The sequence below is a fragment of the Luteococcus sediminum genome, assembly GCF_054783495.1.
Genome location: NZ_BAAGQL010000001.1, coordinates 14,749 through 36,847 on the forward strand (window position 1 = coordinate 14,749; position 22,099 = coordinate 36,847).

General features: G+C 70.0%; 16 protein-coding genes and 1 pseudogene. 9 read left to right on the forward strand and 8 right to left on the reverse strand.

Annotated features, from left to right (window positions below; genetic code table 11):
• Nucleotides 1-17: 17 nt before the first annotated feature.
• Genes ACYVKA_RS00065 through pyrR form a run of 3 tightly spaced genes read right to left on the reverse strand, consistent with a single transcriptional unit; the run spans nucleotide 18 to nucleotide 2,844 of the window.
• A complete protein-coding gene (locus ACYVKA_RS00065; protein WP_460701952.1) occupies nucleotides 18-1,310 on the reverse strand; it encodes a dihydroorotase in 1,293 nt (430 codons plus the stop codon).
• A complete protein-coding gene (locus tag ACYVKA_RS00070) occupies nucleotides 1,307-2,284 on the reverse strand; it encodes an aspartate carbamoyltransferase catalytic subunit (protein WP_394277017.1) in 978 nt (325 codons plus the stop codon). Before ACYVKA_RS00070 ends, ACYVKA_RS00065 begins: the two co-directional genes overlap by 4 nt.
• On the reverse strand, nucleotides 2,281-2,844 hold the full coding sequence (gene pyrR / locus ACYVKA_RS00075) for a bifunctional pyr operon transcriptional regulator/uracil phosphoribosyltransferase PyrR (RefSeq protein ID WP_394277016.1): 564 nt from the start codon (nucleotides 2,842-2,844) through the stop codon (nucleotides 2,281-2,283). The genes ACYVKA_RS00070 and pyrR overlap by 4 nt, the downstream gene beginning before the upstream one ends.
• 119 nt (nucleotides 2,845-2,963) lie before the next feature.
• On the opposite strand from pyrR, the gene ACYVKA_RS00080 reads away from it, so the two are divergent.
• The 8 genes from ACYVKA_RS00080 to ACYVKA_RS00115 all read left to right on the forward strand — a co-directional run bounded on the left by ACYVKA_RS00080 (nucleotide 2,964) and on the right by ACYVKA_RS00115 (nucleotide 10,288).
• The gene (locus tag ACYVKA_RS00080) at nucleotides 2,964-3,281 is read left to right on the forward strand and encodes a hypothetical protein (protein WP_460701954.1); all 318 of its coding nucleotides are present in this window, start codon (nucleotides 2,964-2,966) and stop codon (nucleotides 3,279-3,281) included.
• Between the two features lie 202 nt (nucleotides 3,282-3,483).
• Nucleotides 3,484-3,570, forward strand: a complete 87-nt coding sequence (locus ACYVKA_RS00085; protein ID WP_460702312.1) for a putative leader peptide — start codon at nucleotides 3,484-3,486, stop codon at nucleotides 3,568-3,570.
• Between the two features lie 125 nt (nucleotides 3,571-3,695).
• Nucleotides 3,696-5,384 carry a nitrite/sulfite reductase gene (locus tag ACYVKA_RS00090; RefSeq protein ID WP_460701956.1) on the forward strand — a complete coding sequence of 563 codons (1,689 nt, stop codon included), beginning with the start codon at nucleotides 3,696-3,698 and terminating at the stop codon, nucleotides 5,382-5,384.
• Nucleotides 5,381-6,220, forward strand: a complete 840-nt coding sequence (locus ACYVKA_RS00095; RefSeq protein WP_460701958.1) for a phosphoadenylyl-sulfate reductase — start codon at nucleotides 5,381-5,383, stop codon at nucleotides 6,218-6,220. The genes ACYVKA_RS00090 and ACYVKA_RS00095 overlap by 4 nt, the downstream gene beginning before the upstream one ends.
• Nucleotides 6,202-7,113, forward strand: coding sequence for a sulfate adenylyltransferase subunit CysD (gene cysD / locus ACYVKA_RS00100; protein ID WP_460701960.1), 912 nt, complete (start codon nucleotides 6,202-6,204; stop codon nucleotides 7,111-7,113). The genes ACYVKA_RS00095 and cysD overlap by 19 nt, the downstream gene beginning before the upstream one ends.
• A 140-nt stretch (nucleotides 7,114-7,253) precedes the next feature.
• Nucleotides 7,254-8,648 carry a sulfate adenylyltransferase subunit 1 gene (locus ACYVKA_RS00105; RefSeq protein WP_460701962.1) on the forward strand — a complete coding sequence of 465 codons (1,395 nt, stop codon included), beginning with the start codon at nucleotides 7,254-7,256 and terminating at the stop codon, nucleotides 8,646-8,648.
• Between the two features lie 42 nt (nucleotides 8,649-8,690).
• The gene (locus ACYVKA_RS00110; RefSeq protein ID WP_460701963.1) at nucleotides 8,691-9,626 is read left to right on the forward strand and encodes a sulfite exporter TauE/SafE family protein; all 936 of its coding nucleotides are present in this window, start codon (nucleotides 8,691-8,693) and stop codon (nucleotides 9,624-9,626) included.
• Nucleotides 9,623-10,288, forward strand: a complete 666-nt coding sequence (locus tag ACYVKA_RS00115; RefSeq protein ID WP_460701965.1) for a sirohydrochlorin chelatase — start codon at nucleotides 9,623-9,625, stop codon at nucleotides 10,286-10,288. The genes ACYVKA_RS00110 and ACYVKA_RS00115 overlap by 4 nt, the downstream gene beginning before the upstream one ends.
• Before the next feature lie 87 nt (nucleotides 10,289-10,375).
• On the opposite strand, the gene pepN is transcribed toward ACYVKA_RS00115, so the two are convergent.
• Nucleotides 10,376-12,976, reverse strand: coding sequence for an aminopeptidase N (pepN, locus tag ACYVKA_RS00120; protein WP_460701967.1), 2,601 nt, complete (start codon nucleotides 12,974-12,976; stop codon nucleotides 10,376-10,378).
• Between the two features lie 154 nt (nucleotides 12,977-13,130).
• On the opposite strand from pepN, the gene ACYVKA_RS00125 reads away from it, so the two are divergent.
• A complete protein-coding gene (locus ACYVKA_RS00125; protein WP_460701969.1) occupies nucleotides 13,131-13,754 on the forward strand; it encodes a mycothiol-dependent nitroreductase Rv2466c family protein in 624 nt (207 codons plus the stop codon).
• 202 nt (nucleotides 13,755-13,956) lie between these two features.
• Here ACYVKA_RS00125 and ACYVKA_RS00130 read toward each other — a convergent pair whose 3' ends face one another.
• The 4 genes and pseudogenes from ACYVKA_RS00130 to ACYVKA_RS00145 form a co-directional block, all read right to left on the reverse strand.
• Nucleotides 13,957-15,378, reverse strand: coding sequence for an alanine/glycine:cation symporter family protein (locus tag ACYVKA_RS00130; protein ID WP_460701971.1), 1,422 nt, complete (start codon nucleotides 15,376-15,378; stop codon nucleotides 13,957-13,959).
• A 324-nt stretch (nucleotides 15,379-15,702) separates the two neighbouring features.
• Nucleotides 15,703-19,251, reverse strand: a complete 3,549-nt coding sequence (locus ACYVKA_RS00135) for a proline dehydrogenase family protein (RefSeq protein WP_460701973.1) — start codon at nucleotides 19,249-19,251, stop codon at nucleotides 15,703-15,705.
• Nucleotides 19,252-19,286: 35 nt separating this feature from the next.
• Complete coding sequence (locus tag ACYVKA_RS00140) at nucleotides 19,287-20,315, reverse strand: ornithine cyclodeaminase (RefSeq protein WP_460701975.1); 1,029 nt, start codon at nucleotides 20,313-20,315, stop codon at nucleotides 19,287-19,289.
• Between the two features lie 29 nt (nucleotides 20,316-20,344).
• A pseudogene (locus ACYVKA_RS00145) lies at nucleotides 20,345-21,928 on the reverse strand (amino acid permease).
• Between the last annotated feature and the right edge of the window lie 171 nt (nucleotides 21,929-22,099).

The following is a 22,099-nucleotide window of genomic DNA, read 5'->3' on the forward strand; positions in this document are numbered from 1 at the left end:
GCACCGGGCCTGTCCTGTCAGCGGGAGTGCGTGCGCACACCCTTCCAGAAGGTCGCCACCACCGGATCGGGCAGTTCGCGCCCGTGGTACGGGTTGTTGCGGCTGCGCGAGGCGGAGGCCTCCCGGTCGACCGTGCCGCGCGCCGTCGGGTCCACCAGCACCAGGTTCGCGGCCGAACCGGGCACCAGCGCCTGCGCCTGGAAGGCGTCGACGCCGCCGATCCGGGCCGGGGTGGTGCTCATCCGCTGCACGAGGGTCTCCCAGTCCATCCGCCCGGTCTCGACCATGGTCTCCATCACCACCGCCAGCGCCTGCTCCAGACCCAGCATGCCGGGACGGGCGTCGACGAAGGCGTGGTCCTTGTCCTGCGCGGCATGCGGCGCGTGGTCAGTGCCCACGACGTCGATGGTGCCGTCGGCCAGGGCCTCGCGGACCGCCTCGATGTGCTCGTCGGTGCGCAGCGGCGGGTTCACCTTGTAGGTGGTGTCATAGCCCTCCAGCTCGCGCGTGCCCAGCAGCAGGTGGTGTGGGGTCACCTCGGCGGTGACGTCGATGCCGCGCTTCTTGGCCCAGCGCACCACCTCGACGCCCTCGGCGGTGGAGATGTGGCACACGTGCAGGCGGGAGCGGGTCAGCTCGGCCAGCTGCACGTCGCGGGCGATGATGACGCTCTCGGCCACGGCTGGCCAGCCGCCCAGGCCCAAACGACCCGAGATCTCGCTCTCGTGGCAGCAGGCCCCGGGGCCTGCCAGGGAACCGTCCTGGGAGTGCTGGGCGATGACCCCGCGCAAGGGGCGCACCCATTCCAGGGCCCGGCGCATCAGCAGCGGGTCCTGCACGCACATCCCGTCGTCACTGAAGACGCGCACCGCTGCACCGGAGCGGGCCATCAGCCCCATCTCGGCCAGCTCGGCGCCCTTGAGCCCCTTGGTGACCGCGCCGATCGGCTGCACGAAGCAGGAGCCGTCGCGTTCGCCGAGCAGCTTGATCCACTCGGCCTTCTCGGCGTCGTCGGTGACCGGCTGGGTGTTGGCCATGGCGAAGACGGCGGTGTAGCCGCCACGCGCCGCCGCCCGGGTACCGGTGGCCACCGTCTCGGCGTCCTCGCGGCCGGGCTGGCGCAGGTGTGTGTGCAGGTCCACCAGACCGGGCAGCGCCAGCAACCCTTCGGCATCGATCCGCTCGGCGCCACGGGGCGCCTGGTCGACCAGCATGCCGTCGGCGATGAACAGGTCGGTGGGGGTGCCGTCGGCCAGTCGTGCTCCGGCGATCACATAGGTCTGGCTGGTCTGGTCGGTCTGGGTGGTCATGTGAGGGAGCCTTCCTGGGTGTCATTGGCCCTGATGGCATTGGACTTGGAGTCGATGGAGCCGCCGAGCAGGTGGTACAGCACGCTCATCCGCACGGCGACGCCGGAGGAGACCTGGTCGAGCACGCGGGAGCTGGCGCCGTCGGCGGCCTCGCTGCTGATCTCCAGGCCGCGGTTCATCGGGCCCGGGTGCATGATCGCGGCGTGCTCCTGCAGCCGGTTCAGGCGGGTGGCGGTCAGGCCCCAGCCGGCGATGTACTCGCGCTCGCTGGGGAAGAATCCGCCACTCATCCGCTCCCGCTGCACCCGCAGCATCATCACGATGTCGGCGCGGCTGATCGCCTCGTCGAAGCTGTCCACCACCTCGCACGGCCAACCCTCCACACCGGTGGGCATCAGCGTCGGCGGCGCACACAGCAGCACCTGTGCACCCAGCGTGCGCAGCAGGGCGACATTGCTGCGCACCACCCGCGAGTGCAGCAGGTCGCCGGTGATCGCGACGGTGGCACCGGCCACCTCGCGCCCGATCCCGCGCAGGTGCTGGCGCATCGTCATCGCGTCCAGCAGCGCCTGGGTCGGGTGCTCGTGAGCACCGTCGCCGGCATTGACCACCCCGGCCCGCACCCAGTTGGCGGCCTGCTGCACCGTGCCCGAACCCGCATGGCGGATCACGAAGCAGTCCACCCCCATCGAGTCGAGGGTGAGCAGGGTGTCCTTCATGGACTCGCCCTTGCTGACGCTCGACCCCTTGGCGGACACATTGATCGTGTCGGCGCTCATCCACTTGCCGGCGATCTCGAAGGAGGTGCGGGTGCGGGTGGAGTCCTCGAAGAAGAGGTTGATGATGGTACGCCCGCGCAGCGCCGGGATCTTCTTCACGTCACGGTGCTGGATCTGCTGCATCTCGTCGGCCAGGTCGAGGATGCTCGTGGCCTCGGCGAGGCTGAGGTCGGCTGCCGCCAACAGGTGCTTCATCGGTTCTCCTCGTGCTCGGCCATCTCACGGCTGATGACGACGCGGTCCTCGCCGTCCACCTCGGTCAGGCGGACCCCGACCCTCTCGTCGCGGGCAGTGCCGGTCTGCAGGCCCACCACATCGGCCTGGACGGGCAGCTCGCGGTGGCCCCGGTCCACCAGCACCGCCAGCATCACCCGCGCCGGACGCCCCAGGTCCTTCAGCGCCTCCAGGGCGGCCTGGACGGTGCGCCCCGACTGCAGGACGTCGTCGACCAGCACCACGGTGCGGTCGTCCAGCGCCACGGGCACGTGGCTGCGGCCCACCGTCATGGTGGGGTGGCGACGCAGGTCGTCACGGTACATGGTGGTGTCGATCTCTCCCACCTCGACGCGGCCACCCTCCACGGACTCCACCGCGCTCGCCAGTCGTCGGGCCAGGGGTGCGCCACGGGTGGGGATGCCGAGCAGGACCAGACCGTCGGTGCCCCGGTTGAGCTCCACCACCTGGTGGGCCATCCGGGCCAGGGCCCGAGAGATCTCACGGTCGTCCAACAGGGTGCGCGGGGATTGGTTCGTCACGGCTGCTCCTGTGCCGAGGGATCCGGGTCCACGCCGATCGGGGACGCCGGTCCTCGACGGCAGAATCTACCAAGCCGCGGCGCGCCGCGTGTCGCCTCCGGCTCAGCTAGGATCGGGGCATGAACCCGATCTCCCTCACCCTGCTGGAGTCCACCTTCCCGGGCTGGCCCGAGTTCACCGCACCGTCGCCGCTGCACATGCTGCTGCTCACCCTCGGCGCTCCCGGCCTGGTCTTCCTGCTGGCCATGGCCCTGGGCGTCGGCGTTGCCCGTCGCGAGCAGGCCGCCCGCAACCAGCAGGTCGCCGGCCTGGTCGACGCGCCGGTGCGCCGCGAGGCCCTGGAGAGCCGCCACGAGGATGTCGTGCGCCACGACGACCATGAGCTGAGCCCGGCCGGGGGAGCGCACGTCGCCCCGCGCCACGCCGAGCTCGACTGACACCCGCCCGAACCCGACAGGGGCCGCGGACGACGACGTCCGCGGCCCCTGCTGCATGCCCTGGCGCGGGACGGGTCCGGCGTGCCCGACTCCCAGGGAGGAGTCCCACCCGCCAATACTGACGCCAGCAGGAAAATCCTTGGGATGTCTACAGTATGGGACCAGCTTGGGATCGGGTGAAGATCGTGCTTGACTCTTTGCCATGCACCACCACGCCGCGCTCCTCCTCGTGACCCGCCGTCACGTGGACCTGCAGCGCCTTCGTGGCTGCATGTGTCGGATGCCGTGATCCGCGTCTGACCAACCCCCGACCAGGGGATTTCCGTCCGGGCGCGTGACGCCCGGGCCGACGACCTCCACCGTTGTCCCACCGCAACCGCAGGCGTCACGTGCCACCCACACGAAGGTGACACAGTGAACCAGACCCCGCCAGCCGCCAGCCGGGTGAGGCCGCCACGCGCCGGCCAGTCGAAGGGCCAGTGGGCCGTCGACGGCAAGGCACCCCTCAACCACAACGAGGAGTTCAAGGCCGAGGAGAACCCGCTCAATGTGCGCCAGCGCATCATTGACGTCTACTCCAAGCAGGGCTTCGACTCCATCCCCGAGGACGACCTGACCGGCCGCTTCCGCTGGCTGGGCATCTACACCCAGCGCAAGCCGGGGATCGACGCCCGCCAGACCAGCAAGCTGGATGCCGGGCAGCTCAGCGACAAGTACTTCATGATGCGGGTGCGCATCGACGGCAAGCACCTCAGCCTCGAGCAGCTGCGCGTGCTCGGCTCCATCGGCGTCGACTTCACCCGCGACACCGCCGACGTCTCCGACCGCCAGAACATCCAGTACCACTGGATCCGCATCGAGGACGTCCCCGAGATCTGGCGTCGCCTGGAGTCGGTGGGCCTGTCCACCACCGAGGCCTGCGGTGACACCCCCCGCGGCTTCCTGGGCAGCCCCGTCGCCGGCATCGCGGCCGACGAGATCATCGACCCCACCCCGACGATCAAGGCGATCAGCGAGCGCTGGATCGGCGACGAGCAGTTCACCAACCTGCCCCGCAAGTTCAAGACCGCCGTCACCGGCCACCCCAGCCTCGACGTCGTGCACGAGATCAACGACATCTCGCTGGTCGGCGTGGTGCATCCCGAGTTCGGCCCCGGCTACGACCTGTGGGTCGGCGGCGCGCTGTCCACCACGCCTCGCCTGGCCGAGCGCCTGGGCGCCTTCGTCAGCGAACAGGACGCCGTCGAGGTGTGGGCCGGCGTGTGCGGCATCTTCCGCGACTACGGCTACCGCAAGCTGCGCACCAAGGCCCGCCTGAAGTTCCTGCTGGCCGAGTGGGGCGCCGAGAAGTTCCGCCAGGTGCTGGAGGACGAGTACCTGGGCCGCACGCTGCCCGACGGCCCGGCCCCCGCCAAGGCCGTCGGCGATGCCGACCACATCGGTGTGTACGACCAGAAGGACGGCCGCAAGTACGTCGGCTTCGCCCCGACCGTCGGGCGCCTGTCCGGCACCCTGCTCAACCAGGTGGCAGACCTGGCCGAGGCCGCCGGCTCCGGCCGGATCAGCTTCACCCCGCACCAGAAGCTGCTCGTGCTGGATGTCGACCCCGACAAGGTCGACGCGCTCGTCGAGGGGATGGAGGCGGTCGGCCTGACCGCCCACCCGTCGCCCTTCCGCCGCGCCACCATGGCCTGCACCGGCATCGAGTACTGCAAGCTCGCCTTCGTCGAGACCAAGGGACTGGCCGGGCGCACCATCACCGAGCTCGAGCAGCGCCTCGACGACGTCGAGCTGGAGCGCCCGATCAGCCTCAACATCAACGGCTGCCCCAACTCCTGCGCGCGCATCCAGATCGCCGACATCGGCCTCAAGGGCCAGCTGGCCGGCGACGACTTCGCCTTCCAGGTGCACCTGGGTGGCGGCCTGGCCAGCAGCGACCGCGAGGAGGCCGGCCTGGGTCGCACCGTGCGCGGGCTCAAGGTCACCGCCGAGGACCTGCCCGACTACGTCGAGCGCGTCACGCGCAGCTACCTGGCCAACCATGAGGGCGACGAGAGCTTCGCCGAATGGGCCCACCGGGCCGAGGAGGACGCACTGCGATGAGCACCCCACCCATCGACGGCAAGCCCAAGGACGTCCGCCACGAGCAGCCCACGGGCCTGCTCGGCGCGATCACCCTGGACGAGCCTGCCGTCCCGGCCCCCGGCAGCCTGCGCGTCGGCACGCCGCGTCGCAGCGCCGAGGAGCTGAAGGCCGTGGTGGAGCAGGCCCAGGCCCGCTTCGCCCAGTCCGATTCCACCGAGGCCAGCCCCGAGGAGCTGCTCGCCTGGGCCGCCGACGAGTTCGGCGACGCCCTGGCCGTGGCCTGCTCGATGGCTGCCGACACCATCCTGCCGGCCCTGGTGAGCCAGACCATCCGCGACGTCGACGTGCTCTTCCTGGAGACCGGCTACCACTTCGACCAGACCCACAGCACGCGCGACGAGCTGGCCCGCACCTGGCCGGTCAATGTCATCGACGTGCTGCCCGAGCTGACCGTCGCCCAGCAGGACGAGCAGTACGGCAAGGACCTGTTCGCCACTGACCCGGCCGCCTGCTGTGGGCTGCGCAAGGTGGAGCCGTTGGCCCGTGCCCTGTCGGGCTACGAGGCCTGGGTGACCGGCATCCGCCGCGAGGACAATGCGCTGCGCGCCAATGCCCAGCTTGTCGAGTGGGACCAGACCCACCAGATGGTGAAGCTGAACCCGATCGCGGCCTGGAGCTTCGAGCAGGTCCTCGACTTCGCCACCACGCACGGCGTGCCGGTCAACCCGCTGCTGGCCGACGGATACCCGTCGATCGGCTGCAAGCCCTGCACGCGACGCGTTGCCCCCGGAGAAGACCCCCGAGCCGGCCGCTGGGCCGGCCTGGCCAAGACAGAATGCGGGATCCACCTGTGACCACCTTCACCCACCTGGACGCCCTCGAGAGCGAATCCATCCACATCTTCCGCGAGGTCACCGCCGAGCTGGAGCGGCCCGTGCTGCTGTTCAGCGGCGGCAAGGACTCCGTGGTGATGCTGCACCTGGCCGCCAAGGCCTTCTGGCCCGCGCCCATCCCCTTCCCGGTGATGCACGTCGACACCGGACACAACTTCCCCGAGGTCCTCGACTTCCGCGACCGCACCGTCGAGAAGCTGGGCCTTCGCCTGGTGGTGAAGAAGGTGCAGGACTACATCGACGACGGCCGCCTCACCGAGCGCCCCGACGGCACCCGCAACCCCCTGCAGACCATGCCGCTGCTCGACGGCATCGCCGAGAACCGCTTCAATGCCGTCTACGGCGGCGGCCGGCGCGACGAGGAGAAGGCCCGCGCCAAGGAGCGCATCGTCAGCCTGCGCGACGAGTTCGGCCAGTGGGACCCGCGCAACCAGCGCCCCGAGCTGTGGAACCTGTACAACGCCCGCCACCGCCCCGGCGAGCACGTGCGCGTCTTCCCGCTGAGCAACTGGACCGAGCTGGACGTGTGGCGCTACATCGAGCGCGAGCAGATCGAACTGCCCGAGCTCTACTACGCCCACGACCGCGAGGTCTTCCACCGCGACGGCATGTGGCTGGCCGTCGGCGAGGTCTCCCAGCCCCGCGAGGGCGAGCCAGTCGTCACCAAGCGGGTGCGCTACCGCACCGTCGGCGACATGTCCTGCACCGGCGCCGTCGAGTCCGACGCCACCGGCGTGGCCGACGTGGTGCGCGAGGTCGCCGCCACCACGCTCACCGAGCGCGGCGCCACCCGCGCCGACGACCGCATCAGCGAGGCCGCCATGGAGGACCGCAAGAAGGAGGGCTACTTCTGAGCCCCGTCGCAGAGCGAGGGGGGACGACCCCCCTCGGACCCCCCGCGCCGTCGCGCGCACCGGTCCTCGCAGGCTCGGACCTGCGCTCCGGAAAGGAAGAGAACGCGGGCCCAGCCCGTGCCGAGAACTTGGAGAACCCCATGAACACCTTCACGACCACGGCGAGTGAGCCCGTCGAGACCCCCACGCTTGACCACGACGCCACCCTGCTGCGCCTGGCCACCGCCGGCAGCGTCGACGACGGCAAGTCCACCCTGGTGGGCCGGCTGCTGTTCGACTCCAAGAACATCCTCGCCGACCAGCTCGACGCGGTGGAGCGCGTCAGCAAGGAGCGCGGACTGACCGGCGCCGACCTGGCGCTGCTCACCGACGGTCTGCGCGCCGAGCGCGAGCAGGGCATCACCATCGACGTCGCCTACCGCTACTTCGCCACCCCGGAGCGCACCTTCATCCTGGCCGACTGCCCCGGGCACGTGCAGTACACCCGCAACACCGTCACCGGGGCGTCCACCGCCGACGTGCTGGTGCTGCTGGTCGACGTGCGCCGCGGCGTGCTCGAGCAGACCCGACGCCACCTGGCCGTCGCCGCCCTGCTGCGCGTGCCGCACGTGGTCGTCGCGGTCAACAAGCTCGACCTGGTGGACTTCTCTGCCGAGCGGTACCAGAGCGTCGACGCCGACATCCGCACCATCGCCGAGGAGCTGGGCGTCGAGTCCATCTCGACGATCCCCGTCAGCGCCCTGCTCGGCGACAATGTCGTGGACCGCTCCACCAACACCCCCTGGTACGAGGGCCCGACGCTGATGGAGCTGCTGGTCTCCATCGACCCGCAGGACGAGGCCCGCGGGCCCGCCCTCCACCAGCTGCCGCTGCGCTTCGCCGTGCAGTACGTGCTGCGCCCCCAGCAGGCGGCGCTGAGCGCCGAGCACGTCGAGTACCGCGGCTATGCCGGTGTGGTCAACCAGGGCACCGTGCACGTCGGCGACCAGGTCGTCGTGCTGCCCAGCGGCCGCACCACCACCGTCGTCGGCATCGACCAGGCCCCCAGCGCGCTGTCCGACGGCCAGCTCCAGCAGGCCTTCGCAGGGCAGTCGGTGACGCTGCGCCTGGCCGACGAGATCGACATCACCCGCGGCGACCTGATCGCGGCCGCCGACGGCGCCCCGCAGCCGGTCACCGAGCTGAACGCGATGGTCAGCTGGCTGGCCGACACGCCCCTGCGGATCGGCCAGCGGGTCCTGCTCAAGCAGACCACCCGCACCGTGCAGGCGATCGTGCGCGACCTGGAGGGCCGGCTCAACCTGGACACGATGACGCCGGAGCCCGTCGAGCACCTGGGGCTCAACGACATCGGCCGGGTCCGGCTCAAGCTGGCCTCCCCGGTGATGGCCGAGCCCTACTCGGACTCGCGCGCCATGGGCGCCTTCCTGCTCGTGGACGCCCAGGCCGGGCTCAGCCTGGCCGCCGGCATGGTCGACGACCCCGAGGCCCCCGGGATCGTGCACTCCCAGACCGCCTTCCACTGGACCATCTGATTCGACCCGCCCGCCAGGGCCCGTGAGACAGGAACACCCCCGATGAGACACCTCCTCCTGCTGGCCCTGGCCGGTCTGGTCGCCCAATTGATCGACGGCTCGCTCGGCATGGGCTACGGCATCACCTCCACCTCGGTGCTGCTGGCCGGCGGCCTCTCGCCGGCCGTCGCCAGCGCCTCGGTGCACCTGGCCGAGCTCGGCACCAATGTCGCCTCCGGCGCCTCGCACTGGAAGATGCGCAATGTGGACTGGGCGCTGGTGCTGCGCCTGGGCCTGCCCGGGGCGGTGGGCGCCTTCCTGGGCGCCACCGTGCTGTCCCGATTGTCCACCGAGGCGGCCACCCCGGTGATGGCGGCGATCCTGGTGGGCCTGGGCCTGTTCATCCTGGCCCGTTTCACCCTGCGTCGCACCGCCGTCTCCGAGGCCCGCGTCTCGCCGCACGGCAAGCGCTTCCTGGCCCCGCTCGGACTGCTGGGCGGTTTCGTCGACGCCACCGGTGGCGGTGGTTGGGGACCCATCTCCACCACCGCCCTGGTCAGCGCGGGCCGCACCAACCCGCGCACCGTGATCGGCTCGGTGGACACCTCGGAATTCCTCGTATCGCTGGCCGCCTCACTCGGCTTCCTGTTCGGGCTGGGCACCATCGGAGTGCGCTTCGACTTCGTCCTGGCCCTGCTGGCCGGCGGCCTGGTCGCCGCGCCGGTGGCCGCCTGGCTGGTGAGCCGGATCCCCCCTCAGATCATGGGCGGCCTGGTGGGTGGCGGCATCGTGCTGAGCAACCTGCGCGCCTTCTTCAAGGGCTTCGACATCCCCTCGGCCGCGCAGACCCCGATCGTCATCGGCCTGCTGGCGGCCTGGGCCTGCGCCATCGCCGTCGGCGTGCGACGCCACCTGGCCGACCGTCGCCAGGCCGGAGCCGAGGTCATCGCTCCCGTCGCGGACAGCGACCAGGAGCCGTCACTGGTGGGCAGCCGATGAGCATCCTGCTGGCCGCCCACGGCACCCGGAGCCAGGCGGGGCGTGACTGTGTTGAGGACATCCGTTCTGCCCTGGAGCATCGGCTGGGCGAGCCGGTGCGGCTGGGCTGGGTGGACGTGTGCGAACCGCACGTTGCCGACCTGGTGCGCGACGACGACCTCCTGCTCCCGGCCTTCCTGGGCCTGGGGCACCACGTGAGCGTCGACGTCCCCGAAGCAGCGGCCCACGCCGAGCGCGTCACGATCACACCGCACCTGGGATCCGCGCTGGGCCAGCCGTTGGTTGAGCAGGCCATTGTCGAGCGGGTCCTCGAGGCCGGCGGGCCCTGGCCCACCACGATCATCGGCTGGGCCGGCTCCAGCCACGCCACCAGCCGCGAGCAGGCCCGCGCCACGGCCCGCCGCCTGGCCACCCGCTGGGAGAGCGGGGTGCGCGTAGAGCTGGCCACCCCGCGGCAGCTGCCGCCCCTGCTGGAAGCTGCTCGTGGGTGCGGCGAGCGGGTGGGCATCGCCAGCATGCTGCTGGCCCCCGGCTTCTTCCAGACGCGTCTGGAGGAGTCGGGCGCCGATGCCATCAGCGCCCCGCTGGGGGCCCACCCGGCGATCGTGGAGGCCCTGGCAGCCTGCCTTGACCGGGCACGCGAGGAGCGCCTGGCGGCCTGAGCGCGGTCTCCGGACGGAGACGACGAGGGCCGACACCCCTGTGGGTGCCGGCCCTCGTCACGTGCTGACCCGTGCCGGCCAGGCGGCTCAGGCGCTGGCGGCCTGCTGGCAGCGCAGCGCCCGGCGGGCCGCGTCGGCCTGCTCCAGCAGGATCCGACGCACGCTGGGGGCCGTCTGCTCGTCGGCAGCCAGCTCGTCGACCCTGGACAGGAAGTCCTCGTCGGCCACCGGGTGCGGGAACAGGTAGAGCAGCACGTGCTGGGTGGCGGCGGTGCCGCGACGGTCCCAGCCCTGTTCGCCGGCGCTGATGGTGCGGGCCAGCTCCAGGTAGCGCTCGGCATAGGGACGCAGCATGTCGGCCTGTCCATAGCTCCAGAAGCCGGCGCACATCCGTAGGTGGGTGCCATTGGGCACCGACTCGTCGGTGGTGGCCTGCACCCAGGCGCGCTCCTTGGAGTCCGCGTCGGCGAGCGCCGCCCGGGCCCCCGCTGCCCACTCGGCACCAGTGATCGTCTGGTCCCGCTCGGCCTCGGCCGCGATCCCGGCCTCGTCGATGGCGCCCAGGCGGGCCAGCGAACCGACAATCCGCCAGCGCAGGTCGGCATCCACCTCGAGACCCTCCGGGACCTCGTCGCCGTCCAGCCAGGCCTGCAGCAGGGCGGCGCCGGTGGGTCCGTCGACGGCCTCGACCAGCGCCGAGGCGAAGGCCAGCTGGTGGTCGCTGCCCGGCTCGGCATCCTTGAGCAGGCCGGCGAAGCCGGCCACCAGGCGGCCGCGGCTGGCGGGACGCTGCTCGGCCGGGGTGTAGGCGATGGCGGCGGTGGCGGCCTGCGCCCGCAGTGCCCGCACCGCATTGGGGTCGGACTCGGTGCCGATGCCGCCGAGCACCAGCTCGACGTAGGCGCTGGGCGACAGCTGGGCGTCGCGGCACATGTCCCAGGCGGCGGACCAGCACACGGCGCGGGCCAGGGGGTCCTCCAGCTGGTGGATGTGGCGGGTCAGGGTGCGCATCGAGGCCTCGTCCAGGCGCACCTTGGCATAGGTGAGGTCACGGTCGTTGAGCAGCACCAGGTCACCGCGGTGCTGGCCCACCAGCGCCTCGATGGGGGTGCGCTCGCCGGTGACGTCCACCTCGATGCCGTGGCGACGGCGCAGCATCGGGTGCTCTCCCTCCGCGTCCAGGGCGAAGATGCCGATGGCGATGCGGTGTGTGCGCAGGGTGGGGTGGGCCTCGTCGGCCTCCTGGACCACGTCGAAGCGGGTGATGCGCCCCAGCTCGTCGGTGTCGAAGTCGGCACGCAGGGTGTTCGGGCCGGTGGTCTCCAGCCAGGTGGCGGTGAAGTCCGACAGGTCACGGCCACTGGACAGCTCCAGCGCGTCCAGCAGGTCGGTCAGCTCGGTGTTGCCGAAGGCGTGGCGCTCGAAGTAGGTGCGCACGCCACCCAGGAACTCCTCGGTGCCGACGAAGGCCACCAGCTGCTTGAGCACCGAGGCGCCCTTGGCATAGGTGATGCCGTCGAAGTTCTGCTCCACCGCCTCCAGGTCCACCATGTCGGCGGCGATCGGGTGGGTGGTGGGCAGCTGGTCCTGGCGGTAGGCCCAGCTCTTGCGGTTGTTGCAGAAGCCCACCCACGGGTCGCTGCCGCCGTCGTCGGCATTGATGCGTGCCATGGCGTGGTGGCTGGCCCATTCCGCGAAGGACTCGTTGAGCCACAGGTCGTCCCACCAGCGCATCGTCACCAGGTTGCCGAACCACATGTGGGCCAGTTCGTGCAGGATCGTGTTGTCGCGGCTCTCGTACATCTCGGCGCCGACGCGGGAACGGAAGAGGTACTCGTCGCGGAAGGTGACGCAGCCCGCATTCTCCATGGCGCCGGCGTTGAACTCCGGCACGAAGACCTGGTCATAGGAGTCGAAGGCGTAGGCGTGGGCGAAGTCGGCCTCGAAGACATCGAAGCCGCGCTGGGTGGTGCGCATGATGCGTTCGTCGTCGAGGAAGTCGGCCATCGACTGGCGGCACATCACCGAGGCGGGGATCTCACCGCGGATGCTGCGGATGGTGTGCTCGACGCGGTGGTATTCGCCGGCCACCAGGGCGGTGATGTAGCTGGGGACCGGCTCGGTGGGGGCGAACTCCCAGATGCCGCAGCCATTGGCACCGTCCTGGGGCTCGACGGCGACGGTATTGCTCACCACGGTCCAGTGGCGTGGGGCGACAACGTTGAGCTGGAAGGTGGCCTTCTGGTCGGGCTGCTCGAAGTTCGCGAACATGCGACGCGCGTCGGCGGTCTCGAACTGGGTGTACAGGTAGACCTTGTCGTCGGCCGGGTCGACGAAGCGGTGCAGGCCCTCGCCGGTGTGGGAGTAGCGGCACAGTGCGGTGATGGTGAGGGTGTGCTCGCCGGGCTCGCTGGTGAAGGGCAGGCGGCCGTCGGCATAGCTGGCGGGATCGAGCTGGGTCTCGTCCAGCCAGGCGTCGAGCACCTCGTCGGCGATGAGGTCGATGTGGCTGTCTCCGCCGGCGGAAGTGAAGGTGGCCTCGCTGGTGGAGATGAAGGTATCGGCATCGGCCAGCGGCTCGCCCTCCAGGTCGAACCCCGACAGGTCGACGGTGACCAGGTAGGACTTGGCGGTGATGACCTGTGATCGCTGCCTTGCCTGGTCACGGGTGATGTTGGCTGGCTTCATGGGCCCGGGCCTTCCTCGATGCGTGTGTGGGGGGATCCCCGAACGGATCGGTCGGGAGTCCAGAGCGTGAGCCTACTCGTCGCTCCCGCGTGGGCAAGGAGGCGGGCCGGGCAACTCCCGGTCACCCCTGGGCCCGCGACGTAGGCTGGGAGGCATGACGACACAGGTTGACTTCTGGTTCGATCCGCTGTGCCCGTGGGCCTGGATGACCTCTCGCTGGATGCTGGAGGTGGAGAAGGTGCGCGACGTGCACACCACCTTCCACGTGATGAGCCTCTCCGTGCTCAACGACGGCCGCGACCTGCCCGAGGACTACAAGGAGCACATGCTCGAGGGCTGGGTGGGCGTCCGCGCCAGCCTGCTCGTGGAGCAGCAGTACGGCAGTGAGAAGCTACGCGAGTTCTACACCGCGCTGGGTACCCGCTATCACTTGGGCAAGGAGCCGAAGACCGCCGAGACGGTGCGCGCCGCGCTGGCCGAGTGCGGCCTGGACGAGTCCATCGCCGAGAAGGCGAACGCTTGGAAGCCGGGCGACGCCCCGGACTCGCTGGATGCCGACCTGCGCAAGAGCCACCACGAGGGCATGGACCCGGTGGGCGACGAGGTGGGCACTCCGGTGATCCACATCAACGGCAAGGCGCTGTTCGGCCCCGTGATCAGCCCCGCCCCGAAGGGTGAGCAGGCCGGGCGCCTGTTCGACGGTTTCGCGCTGGTCACCGAGTACGACGGCTTCTACGAGCTCAAGCGCACCCGGACCGTCGGCCCGATCTTCGACTGATCAGCCGCTCCCCGGTGAAGTGTGCGCCCCAGCCCTCGACATCGAGGGCTGCGGCGCACACTCGTGACCGGGATCCCCGGTCAGGGGTGACGGTCGGGTGTCAGGTGGAACCAGATCGTCTCGTCGGCCACCTGTTCACGACACAGTGAGGGCGTTTCGATCCGATGTCGGATCACAACGCGCTCACTGTGCAGTGTTCGGGTCAACGCCGGGGCGTTGACCCCTCCAGCGCCGCGGTGCCGTCGAGCGTCGAGACCTCGGGCTCGTGGTGGAGCGTCGGGTCGACGGCCAGGTAGGCCTTGGTCTCGCGGGCGATGAGGCCCGAGCAGATGAGCAGGCCCACCAGGTTGGGCAGGGCCATCAGGCCGTTGGCGATGTCGGAGAAGGCCCACACCGTCGACAGCTCGGTGGTGGCGCCGACGAAGACGATCGCCGAGAAGAAGAGCCGGTAGGGGAGCACGCCCTTCACCCCGACGAGCCGTTCGACATTGCGCTCGCCGTAGTAGGCCCAGCCGAGCACGGTGGAGTAGGCGAAGAAGACCAGCGACAGCGCCACCACCATGCCGCCCCAGGTGCCGGGCAGGCCGTGGCTGAAGCCCTGGGCGGTCAGCGCGGCGCCGGTCTGGCCGGAGGTCCACACGCCGGTGGTGAGGATCACCAGGCCGGTCATGGAGACCACGATCATGGTGTCGATGAAGGTCTGGGTCATCGAGACCAGGCCCTGGCGCACCGGGTGGCGGGTGCGGGCGGCGGCAGCGACGATCGCCGCCGAACCCATGCCCGACTCGTTGGAGAAGATGCCGCGCGCGATGCCGAACTGGATGGCCTGGGCCATGGCGGCGCCGGCGAAGCCACCGACGGCGGCGGTGCCGGTGAAGGCGTCGGTGAAGACCAGCTGCAGCGCCGGCCAGATGCCGCGCCAGTTGATGGCGAGCACCACGAAGCCGGCCACCACGTAGAAGACGATCATCAGCGGCACGAAGCCCGCGGTCACCTTGGAGATCGACTTGATGCCGCCGAGCAGCACCAGGGCGGTCAGGATCGCCAGCACGATGCCGACCAGCACGGGGCTGATGCCCAAAGTGTCCTCGAGGGCGGAGGCCACCGAGTTGGACTGGGTCATGTTGCCGATGCCGAAGGAGGCGATCACGGCGGCAATGGCGAAGAAGAGGGCCAGGAACTTGCCGAAGCCGCCGGGGATGGCTCGCTGCAGGTAGTACTGCGGGCCGCCCGAGACCTCGCCCTTGGCGTCGGTGGTGCGGAAGCGCACGGCCATGAAGGCCTCGGAATACTTGGCTGCCATGCCGAACAGGGCCGAGAGCCACATCCAGAACAGGGCACCGGGGCCGCCGAGGTTGATGGCGGTGGCGACGCCGGCGATGTTGCCGACGCCCACGGTGGCGGCCAGCGCGGTGGCCAGGGCCTGGTAGTGGGAGACGTCGCCCTCGTGCGAGTCGCCGTCGCTGCGGCGCACCAGGGCCAGTGAGAGGGCGGGGCCGAGCTTGGTGATCTGGAGGAATCCGAGCCGGATGGTCAGCCAGATGCCGGTGCCGAGCAACAGGGGGATCAGCAGGAAGGGGCCCCAGATGATCCCGCCCACGCTGGCGAGAAGGTCGTCGAGCATGAAGTCTCCTGTGGTGGGGGTTGGACTGTTGCCCGACAGCAAATCGTGAAAAATGTCACAAATCAAGGGTCAGTTGTGGTGGCTTGACCACCCGCACATGCCCCGCCCCGAAGATCAGGGGGCTCCCAGCCAGTAGGCCAGTCCGATCATGGCGGGTGCCGTCGCCAGCACCAGCAGCACGGGTGCCTCCTCTGGCCTTGGGAGAGTTACCGTCGACTCCGCTGACCAGGGACCCTCGTGGCTCAGATTCTGCCCCATCCCCCCGTATGCCAGCTCCCAAGCGTGTCCCGGACGTGAACCGTCCGGGACACGCACGAGCCAGGGTCAGCGCTTCAGCTGTTCGGCCAGCTCCTGGAAGCGCGGTGCCGGGTTGCCGAAGCGGTGCAGCGTCATCGCGATGGCCTGCTCCCGCAGCCAGTTGCGCAGCTCCACGCGTCCCGAACCGGTCACCGGATCGTCCAGCAGGGCAATGTCCGGGCGCTCGCCCAGGCCCTGGCGGAAGGACTCGGGCGTGGTGCCCACCAGCCGGATGCGGGGCGCACCCTTCGGTCCGGCGACGGCGTTCACCGTCTGGCGCAGGAAGGCCTCGTCGTCGACGACGTCGGTCCGCAGGCCCAGCTCACCCTTGGCGAAGTCCACCAGCTCGTGCACCTCGACCACGCAGTCCGGGTGGACGCTCAGGCGCAGCTCGGCGTGGGCGGTCTGCGCGGCCAGCAGCAGGCGCGCCACCTCCACGGCCCGGGCATCGGCGCTGGCGCGCAGCACCACCTCGGCGGGGCGGTACCGGAAGATGTTGGCCTCCGAGGCCAGCCCGGTCACGTCACGCGCCGTGGCGAACTCTGCATTCCACGCCCGGACGTCGTCGGCGGCGGCCTGGTCGAGCCAGTCGCGCTCGGCCTGCTCGAAGCCGGTGGCCTCCAGCAGGCGCGACAGGTCCTCGCCCGCAGCCGGGGCGCCGGGAATCCGGGTGGCCGGCCCGCTGGGGGTGGCATCGTCCCAACGACCCATCAGCATCAGGTAGTTGGGGCCGCCCGCCTTCGAACCCAGGCCCACTGAGCTCTTCTTCCAGCCGCCGAAGGGCTGGCGCTGCACGATGGCGCCGGTGATGCCACGGTTGATGTAGGCATTGCCCACCTGCACCGCATCAAGCCAGCGGCGCACCTCGTCGACGTCGAGGCTGTGGATGCCGCCGGTCAGGCCGAAGTCGGTGGCATTCTGCAGCTCGATGGCCTCGTCCAGGTCACGCGCCTTCATCAGGCCCAGCACCGGACCGAAGACCTCGGTGGTGTGGAAGAAGGATCCCGGACGCACCCCGTCCTTGATGCCCGGCGACCACAGGCGGCCCGAGTCGTCGAGCTGGCGCGGCTCCAGCAGCCAGCTCTCGCCCGGCTCCAGCGTGGTGAGGGCTCGACGCAGCTTGTCACTGGGCAGCTCGGTGAGCGGGCCCACCATCGCCGACAGGTTGGTCGGCCAGTCCACCACCAGCGAGCTGGCGGCATCGACCAGCTGGCGACGCAGCCGCTCGGAGTCATAGGCGCTGCCGACCAGGATGCCCAGCGAGGCCGCCGAGCACTTCTGCCCGGCATGACCGAAGGCGCTGGTCACCAGGTCTGCCACCGCCAGGTCGCGGTCGGCCGAGGGGGTGACGATGATGCCGTTCTTGCCCGAGGTCTCGGCATTGATCCGCAACTCCGGACGCCACGAGGCGAACATCGCGGCGGTCTCCGAGGCGCCGGTGAGGATGATGCGGTCCACGCCCTCGTGCGAGACCAGGCGACGGCCCACCTCGCCCTCGTCGGGGGCAATGCCGTGCAGCAGGTCACACGGCACGCCGGCCTCCCACAGCGCCTCCAGCACCGCCATCGAGCAGTGCGGGGTGGGCTTGGACGGCTTGTGGATCACACCGGCACCGGCCGCCAGCGCCGCGAAGGTGGAGCCGGCGGGGATGGCGATCGGGAAGTTCCACGGCGGGGTCACCAGCACGCAGCGGTCGGGCACGAAGCTGGCATTGGCCACCTCGTCCAGCTCCAGCGCCCGGTGGGCGTAGTAGCGGGCGAAGTCGATGGCCTCCGAGATCTCGGTGTCGGACTGCTGCACCGACTTGCCCACCTCGGCGGCAGCGATCGTGACCAGCTCGCCACGGCGCGAGGCCAGGATGTCGGCGGTGCGGTACAGGATCTGGGCCCGCTCGGCAGCCGGGCGTGCGGCCCACTGCTGCGCGGCACGCCGGGTGATCCCGACGACCTGGTCCACCGCGTCGAGGGTCAGCTCCTGCGGCGTGGGCAGCCCTGCCAGCCAGGCCTCGTCGGTGGAGCGCTCGACGGCCTCGCGCGCCCAGCGCTGGTTGGCCAGCAGGGCCGGGTTGGTGTCGGGCTCATTGTCGAAGGGTGCCAGCTGGCTGTCGGTAGCCTCCGCCGGCACCTCGGTGCTGCGGTCCTGACGGTGCTTGGGCAGGGGAGCGGTGTGGCCGTCGCGCTCCAGAGCCTCGCCCAGGACGTGCACGGAGCGACGGAAGCGTCGCTCCTCGCGGCGGAAGACCTCGTTGTCGGGGGCGATGGTGAAGATGCCCGACAGGAAGTTCTCGTGGGCGGAGTTCTCCTCCAGGCGACGCACCAGGTAGGCGATGGCGACATCGAACTCCTCCGGCCGCACCGCGGGCACGTAGAGCAGGGGACGGCCGATGTCGCCGCTGGCCGCCTCGGCCTGCTCGGTGGCCATGCCCTGCAGCATCTCGAACTCCATGCGGTCCGAGACACCGCGGCGCTCGCCCAGCAGGTGGGCGAAGGCGATGTCGAACAGGTTGTGGCCGGCCACACCGATACGCAGGCCCCTCATGTTCTCGGGCTGCAGCAGCCAGTGCAGCACCAGCTTGTAGTTGGCATCGGTGGCCTGCTTGGAGTCACAGGTGGCCACCGGCCAGCCCGCCACCTCGGCGTGCACGCGCTCCATGGCCAGGTTGGCGCCCTTGACCAGGCGCACCTTGACGCCGGCGCCGCCCTCCTCGACGCGCTGGGCGCCGAAGGCGGCGAGTTCCTGCATCGCACCAAGCGCGTCAGGCAGGTAGGCCTGCAGCACGATGCCGGCCTCCAGCCCCTTGGTCTCGGGCAGGCTGAGCAGCCGCTTGAAGACCTCGATGGTCAGCCGCAGGTCGCGGTACTCCTCCATGTCGAGGTTGATGAACTTGGTGCCGCGCGGGGCGCGGGCGGCCTCGAGGTAGAGCGGGGCCAGGCGGGCGACGACCTGGTCGACCGTCTCCTCGAAGCCCCACATGCTCAGCTGCGAGGTGATCGAAGAGACCTTGATCGAGGCGTAGTCGACGTCGGGGCGTCGTAACAGGCGTACCGTCTCGGCCAGGTGGTGGTCGGCCTCGGCCTGGCCGAGCACCGCCTCGCCCAGCAGGTTGATGTTGAGGCGGTTGCCGTCGACGGTCAGGTGCTCGACGGCCTTGCCGAACTGCTGGTCGCGGGCGTCGACGACCATGTGGCCCACCATCTGGCGGATGCGGGCGCGGGCGGCGGGCACCACGACCTGCGGCAGGCCACGGGAGAACAGGGCACCGGAGGTGATCTGCGCACGGTCCAGCAGCGACATCGTCTTGGGCGTCAGGGAGCCGAGCTGGTGCAGGGTGCGGCCGGCGGCCTTGAGGTCCTCGGTGCGCACCACCCGGTCGACGAAGCCGACGGTGAAGTCGAGGCCGGTCGGGTCGGAGAGCACGGCCGAGAGGCGCTCGGCGGCCGGGTCGGGGCGGTGGGCGGCGGCGCTGGCGGTCAGCCAGCGGCGCACGGTGGCGACGGACTCGTCGGCCAGTTCGGTCAAATCCAGGACGCCGGATGCGGGGTGGCGCACCTCGGCGTCGGCGACGGGTGGGGTCATCCTCGGCTCCTTCTGGTTGTCCATGGTGGGGCGGCTCACAGCGCCGGCACTGGGCTGTTGACCAGACAGTAGAGGTCCTTGGGGTCGTCCGGGTCGGCGACCAGGTCGATGGTGGTCTGCAGCTCGGTGCCGGCGGTCATGTCGCGCAGGCAGCGCAGGGCGGAGAAGTCACTGATGGCGAAGCCCACCGAGTCGAACAGGGTGATCTGCCCATCGCTGGTGCGGCCCTGCTCGGCGCCGGTGAGCACCTTCCAGAACTCCACCACCGGGAAGTCGGGCTCCATCTGCTGGATCTCGCCCTCGATGCGGGTCTGCGGCGGGAACTCGACGAAGACCGTCGAGCGGCGCAGGATGGCGGCCTCCAGCTCGGTCTTGCCGGGGCAGTCGCCGCCGATCGCGTTGAGGTGCACACCGGGGGCCACCTGGTGGTCGGACAGGATCGTGTTCTGGGCCTTGTCGGCGGTGCAGGTGGTGATGATGTCGGCATCCCGGACGGCCTCGTCGACGGTGGTGACGGGGGTGATGCGGAAGCCCAGCGGCTCCAGGTTGCGGATCACCTTGTCGACGGCGGCCGGGTCAGTGTCGTGGACAGTCAGGTCCTCGATGCCCATGGCGGCACGGAAGCCCAGCGCCTGGAATTCCGACTGCGAGCCGGTGCCGATCAGGGCCATCCGGCGCGAGTCCTTGCGGGCCAGGTGTTTGGTCACCATCGCCGAGACGGCGGCGGTGCGCAGGGCGGTGAGCAGGGTCATCTCGGCCAGGAAGGTGGGGTAGCCGTTGTCGACGTCGGCCAGCACGCCGAAGGCGGTCACCGTCTGGAAGCCGCGGGCGGGATTGGACGGGTGGCCATTGACGTACGTGAAGGAGTACTCCTGGCCGTCGGAGGTGGGCATGAGCTCGATCACGCCGAAGGGGGTGTGGCTGGCGACGCGGGCGATCTTGTCGAAGCGCTCCCAGCGAGCGAAGTCACGCTCGAGGTGGCCGATCATCTCGGCGATGATGCGCTCCACCCCCTCGCGCTGAATCCAACGGGCCATGTTCTTCACGTCGACGAACTGGGTCATGTGTCATTTCCTTTCACGGATGGTCCAGGTCAGAGGATGTTCAGGGTCAGAAGAGGTCGGGCTCGCCGGTCTGCGCCTCGGACAGTGCCGCGATGCGGTGCCGGATGCGGAACCAGCCGAGGCCGAGGATGGGGAAGACGAGCATGGAACAGGTCAGGGTGGCACGGCCGACAGGATCGAACCACATCAGCACGACGACCACGGCGAGGAAGAGCAGCGTCAGGTAGTCGGCGAAGGGGGGTGAAGGGAGCCCGGTAGCTGGGCCGCTGGAGCTCGTTGCGACGGGCCAGCTGGACGAAGCGGATGTGCGACAGGGTGATGGCCACCCAGCTGGCGATGGTGCCCAGGGCCGCCAGGTCCACCACGATGGCGAAGGCATCGGCGGGCACCAGATAGTTGATGACCACGCCCACCAGGGCCACCAGCGAGGTGAGGGCGATGCCGCCGACGGGCACGCCGCGGCTGGTGAGCCGGCCGCAGAGGGCGGGGGCCGAGCCGGCGCGGGCCATCGAGTGCAGGATGCGCCCGGTGGAGTACATGCCGGCATTGAGCGAGCTGAAGGAGGCGGTGATGACGACCATCTGCATCACGACGTCGATGCCGGGCACGCCGATGGAGGAGAAGAAGGTGACGAAGGGTGACTTGTTGGCCGAGGACCTGGTCCAAGGCAGCATGCACAGCAGCACCACGGAGCCGACGTAGAACAGGGCGATGCGCACGATGACGCTGTTGATCGCGCGGGGGATGACCTTCTCGGGCTCCTTGGCCTCGCCGGAGGCGGTGCCGATCAGCTCGATGCCGGCATAGGCGAAGACGACGCCCTGCAGCATGATGAAGGCGGGCAGCACGCCGTTGGGGAACAGGCCGCCATTGCCGGCGATCAGCGCCGGGCCGGTGGCGTCGCCGGTGGGGGTGCCGAAGATGACCAGGGCGGTGCCGACGATGAGGAAGAGCACCAGGGCGCCAACCTTGATGATGGAGAACCAGAACTCGAGGTGTCCGAAGACCTTGACCGACAGGAAGTTCATCACAAGCACGACGACGACCACCGCCAGCGCGCTCACCCACTGCGGGACCTCGGCCAGGGCGCTGTTCTAGCGGCTGAACCAGCCGATGTAGATGGCCAGGGCGGTGGCGTCGGCCACCGCCGTCATGGCCCAGTTGAGCCAGTAGAGCCAGCCGACCACATAGGCCATCCCCTCGCCGTAGAACTCACGGGCATAGGAGACGAAGGAGCCGGAGGTGGGGCGGTAGACGATCAGCTCGCCGAGGGCGCGCAGGATCAGGTAGCCGAAGAAGCCACAGACCGCATAGACCAGGAAGAGCGACGGGCCCGCCGTGGCCAGCGCTCCGCCGGCACCCAGGAAGAGTCCGGTCCCGATGGCACTGCCGATGGCGATCATCTGCATCTGGCGGTTGCCGAGCCCCTTGTGGAGGCCCTCGGGTGTCGTGGAGTGGGACGGACAGTCGGCCGGGACCAGCACCATGGGGCTCTCGTCCCCGGTGTACTTCCTGCGTTCTGCCATTGATCGTTCTCCTTGGTTCGGGCTCGCCTCGCTGCGAGGTCCGAGGATCGAAGCTAGGAGTGAAGAGTTGCCGGAAGAACCACTCATTGGGGTGTGTAACTGCGCAAGGAACTAGTGTAAATGCCCAAGAATCTCAAGCGTGTGCGGGCATGGGCCGGGTGGTTGCCGCAGATCCTTCGGTGGTGTGACCACAGAGCGGTACATTGGGTGTGGCCTTCGTCACGCCCTGCCTGCGCCGTGCGGCAGGATGGAGCGGTG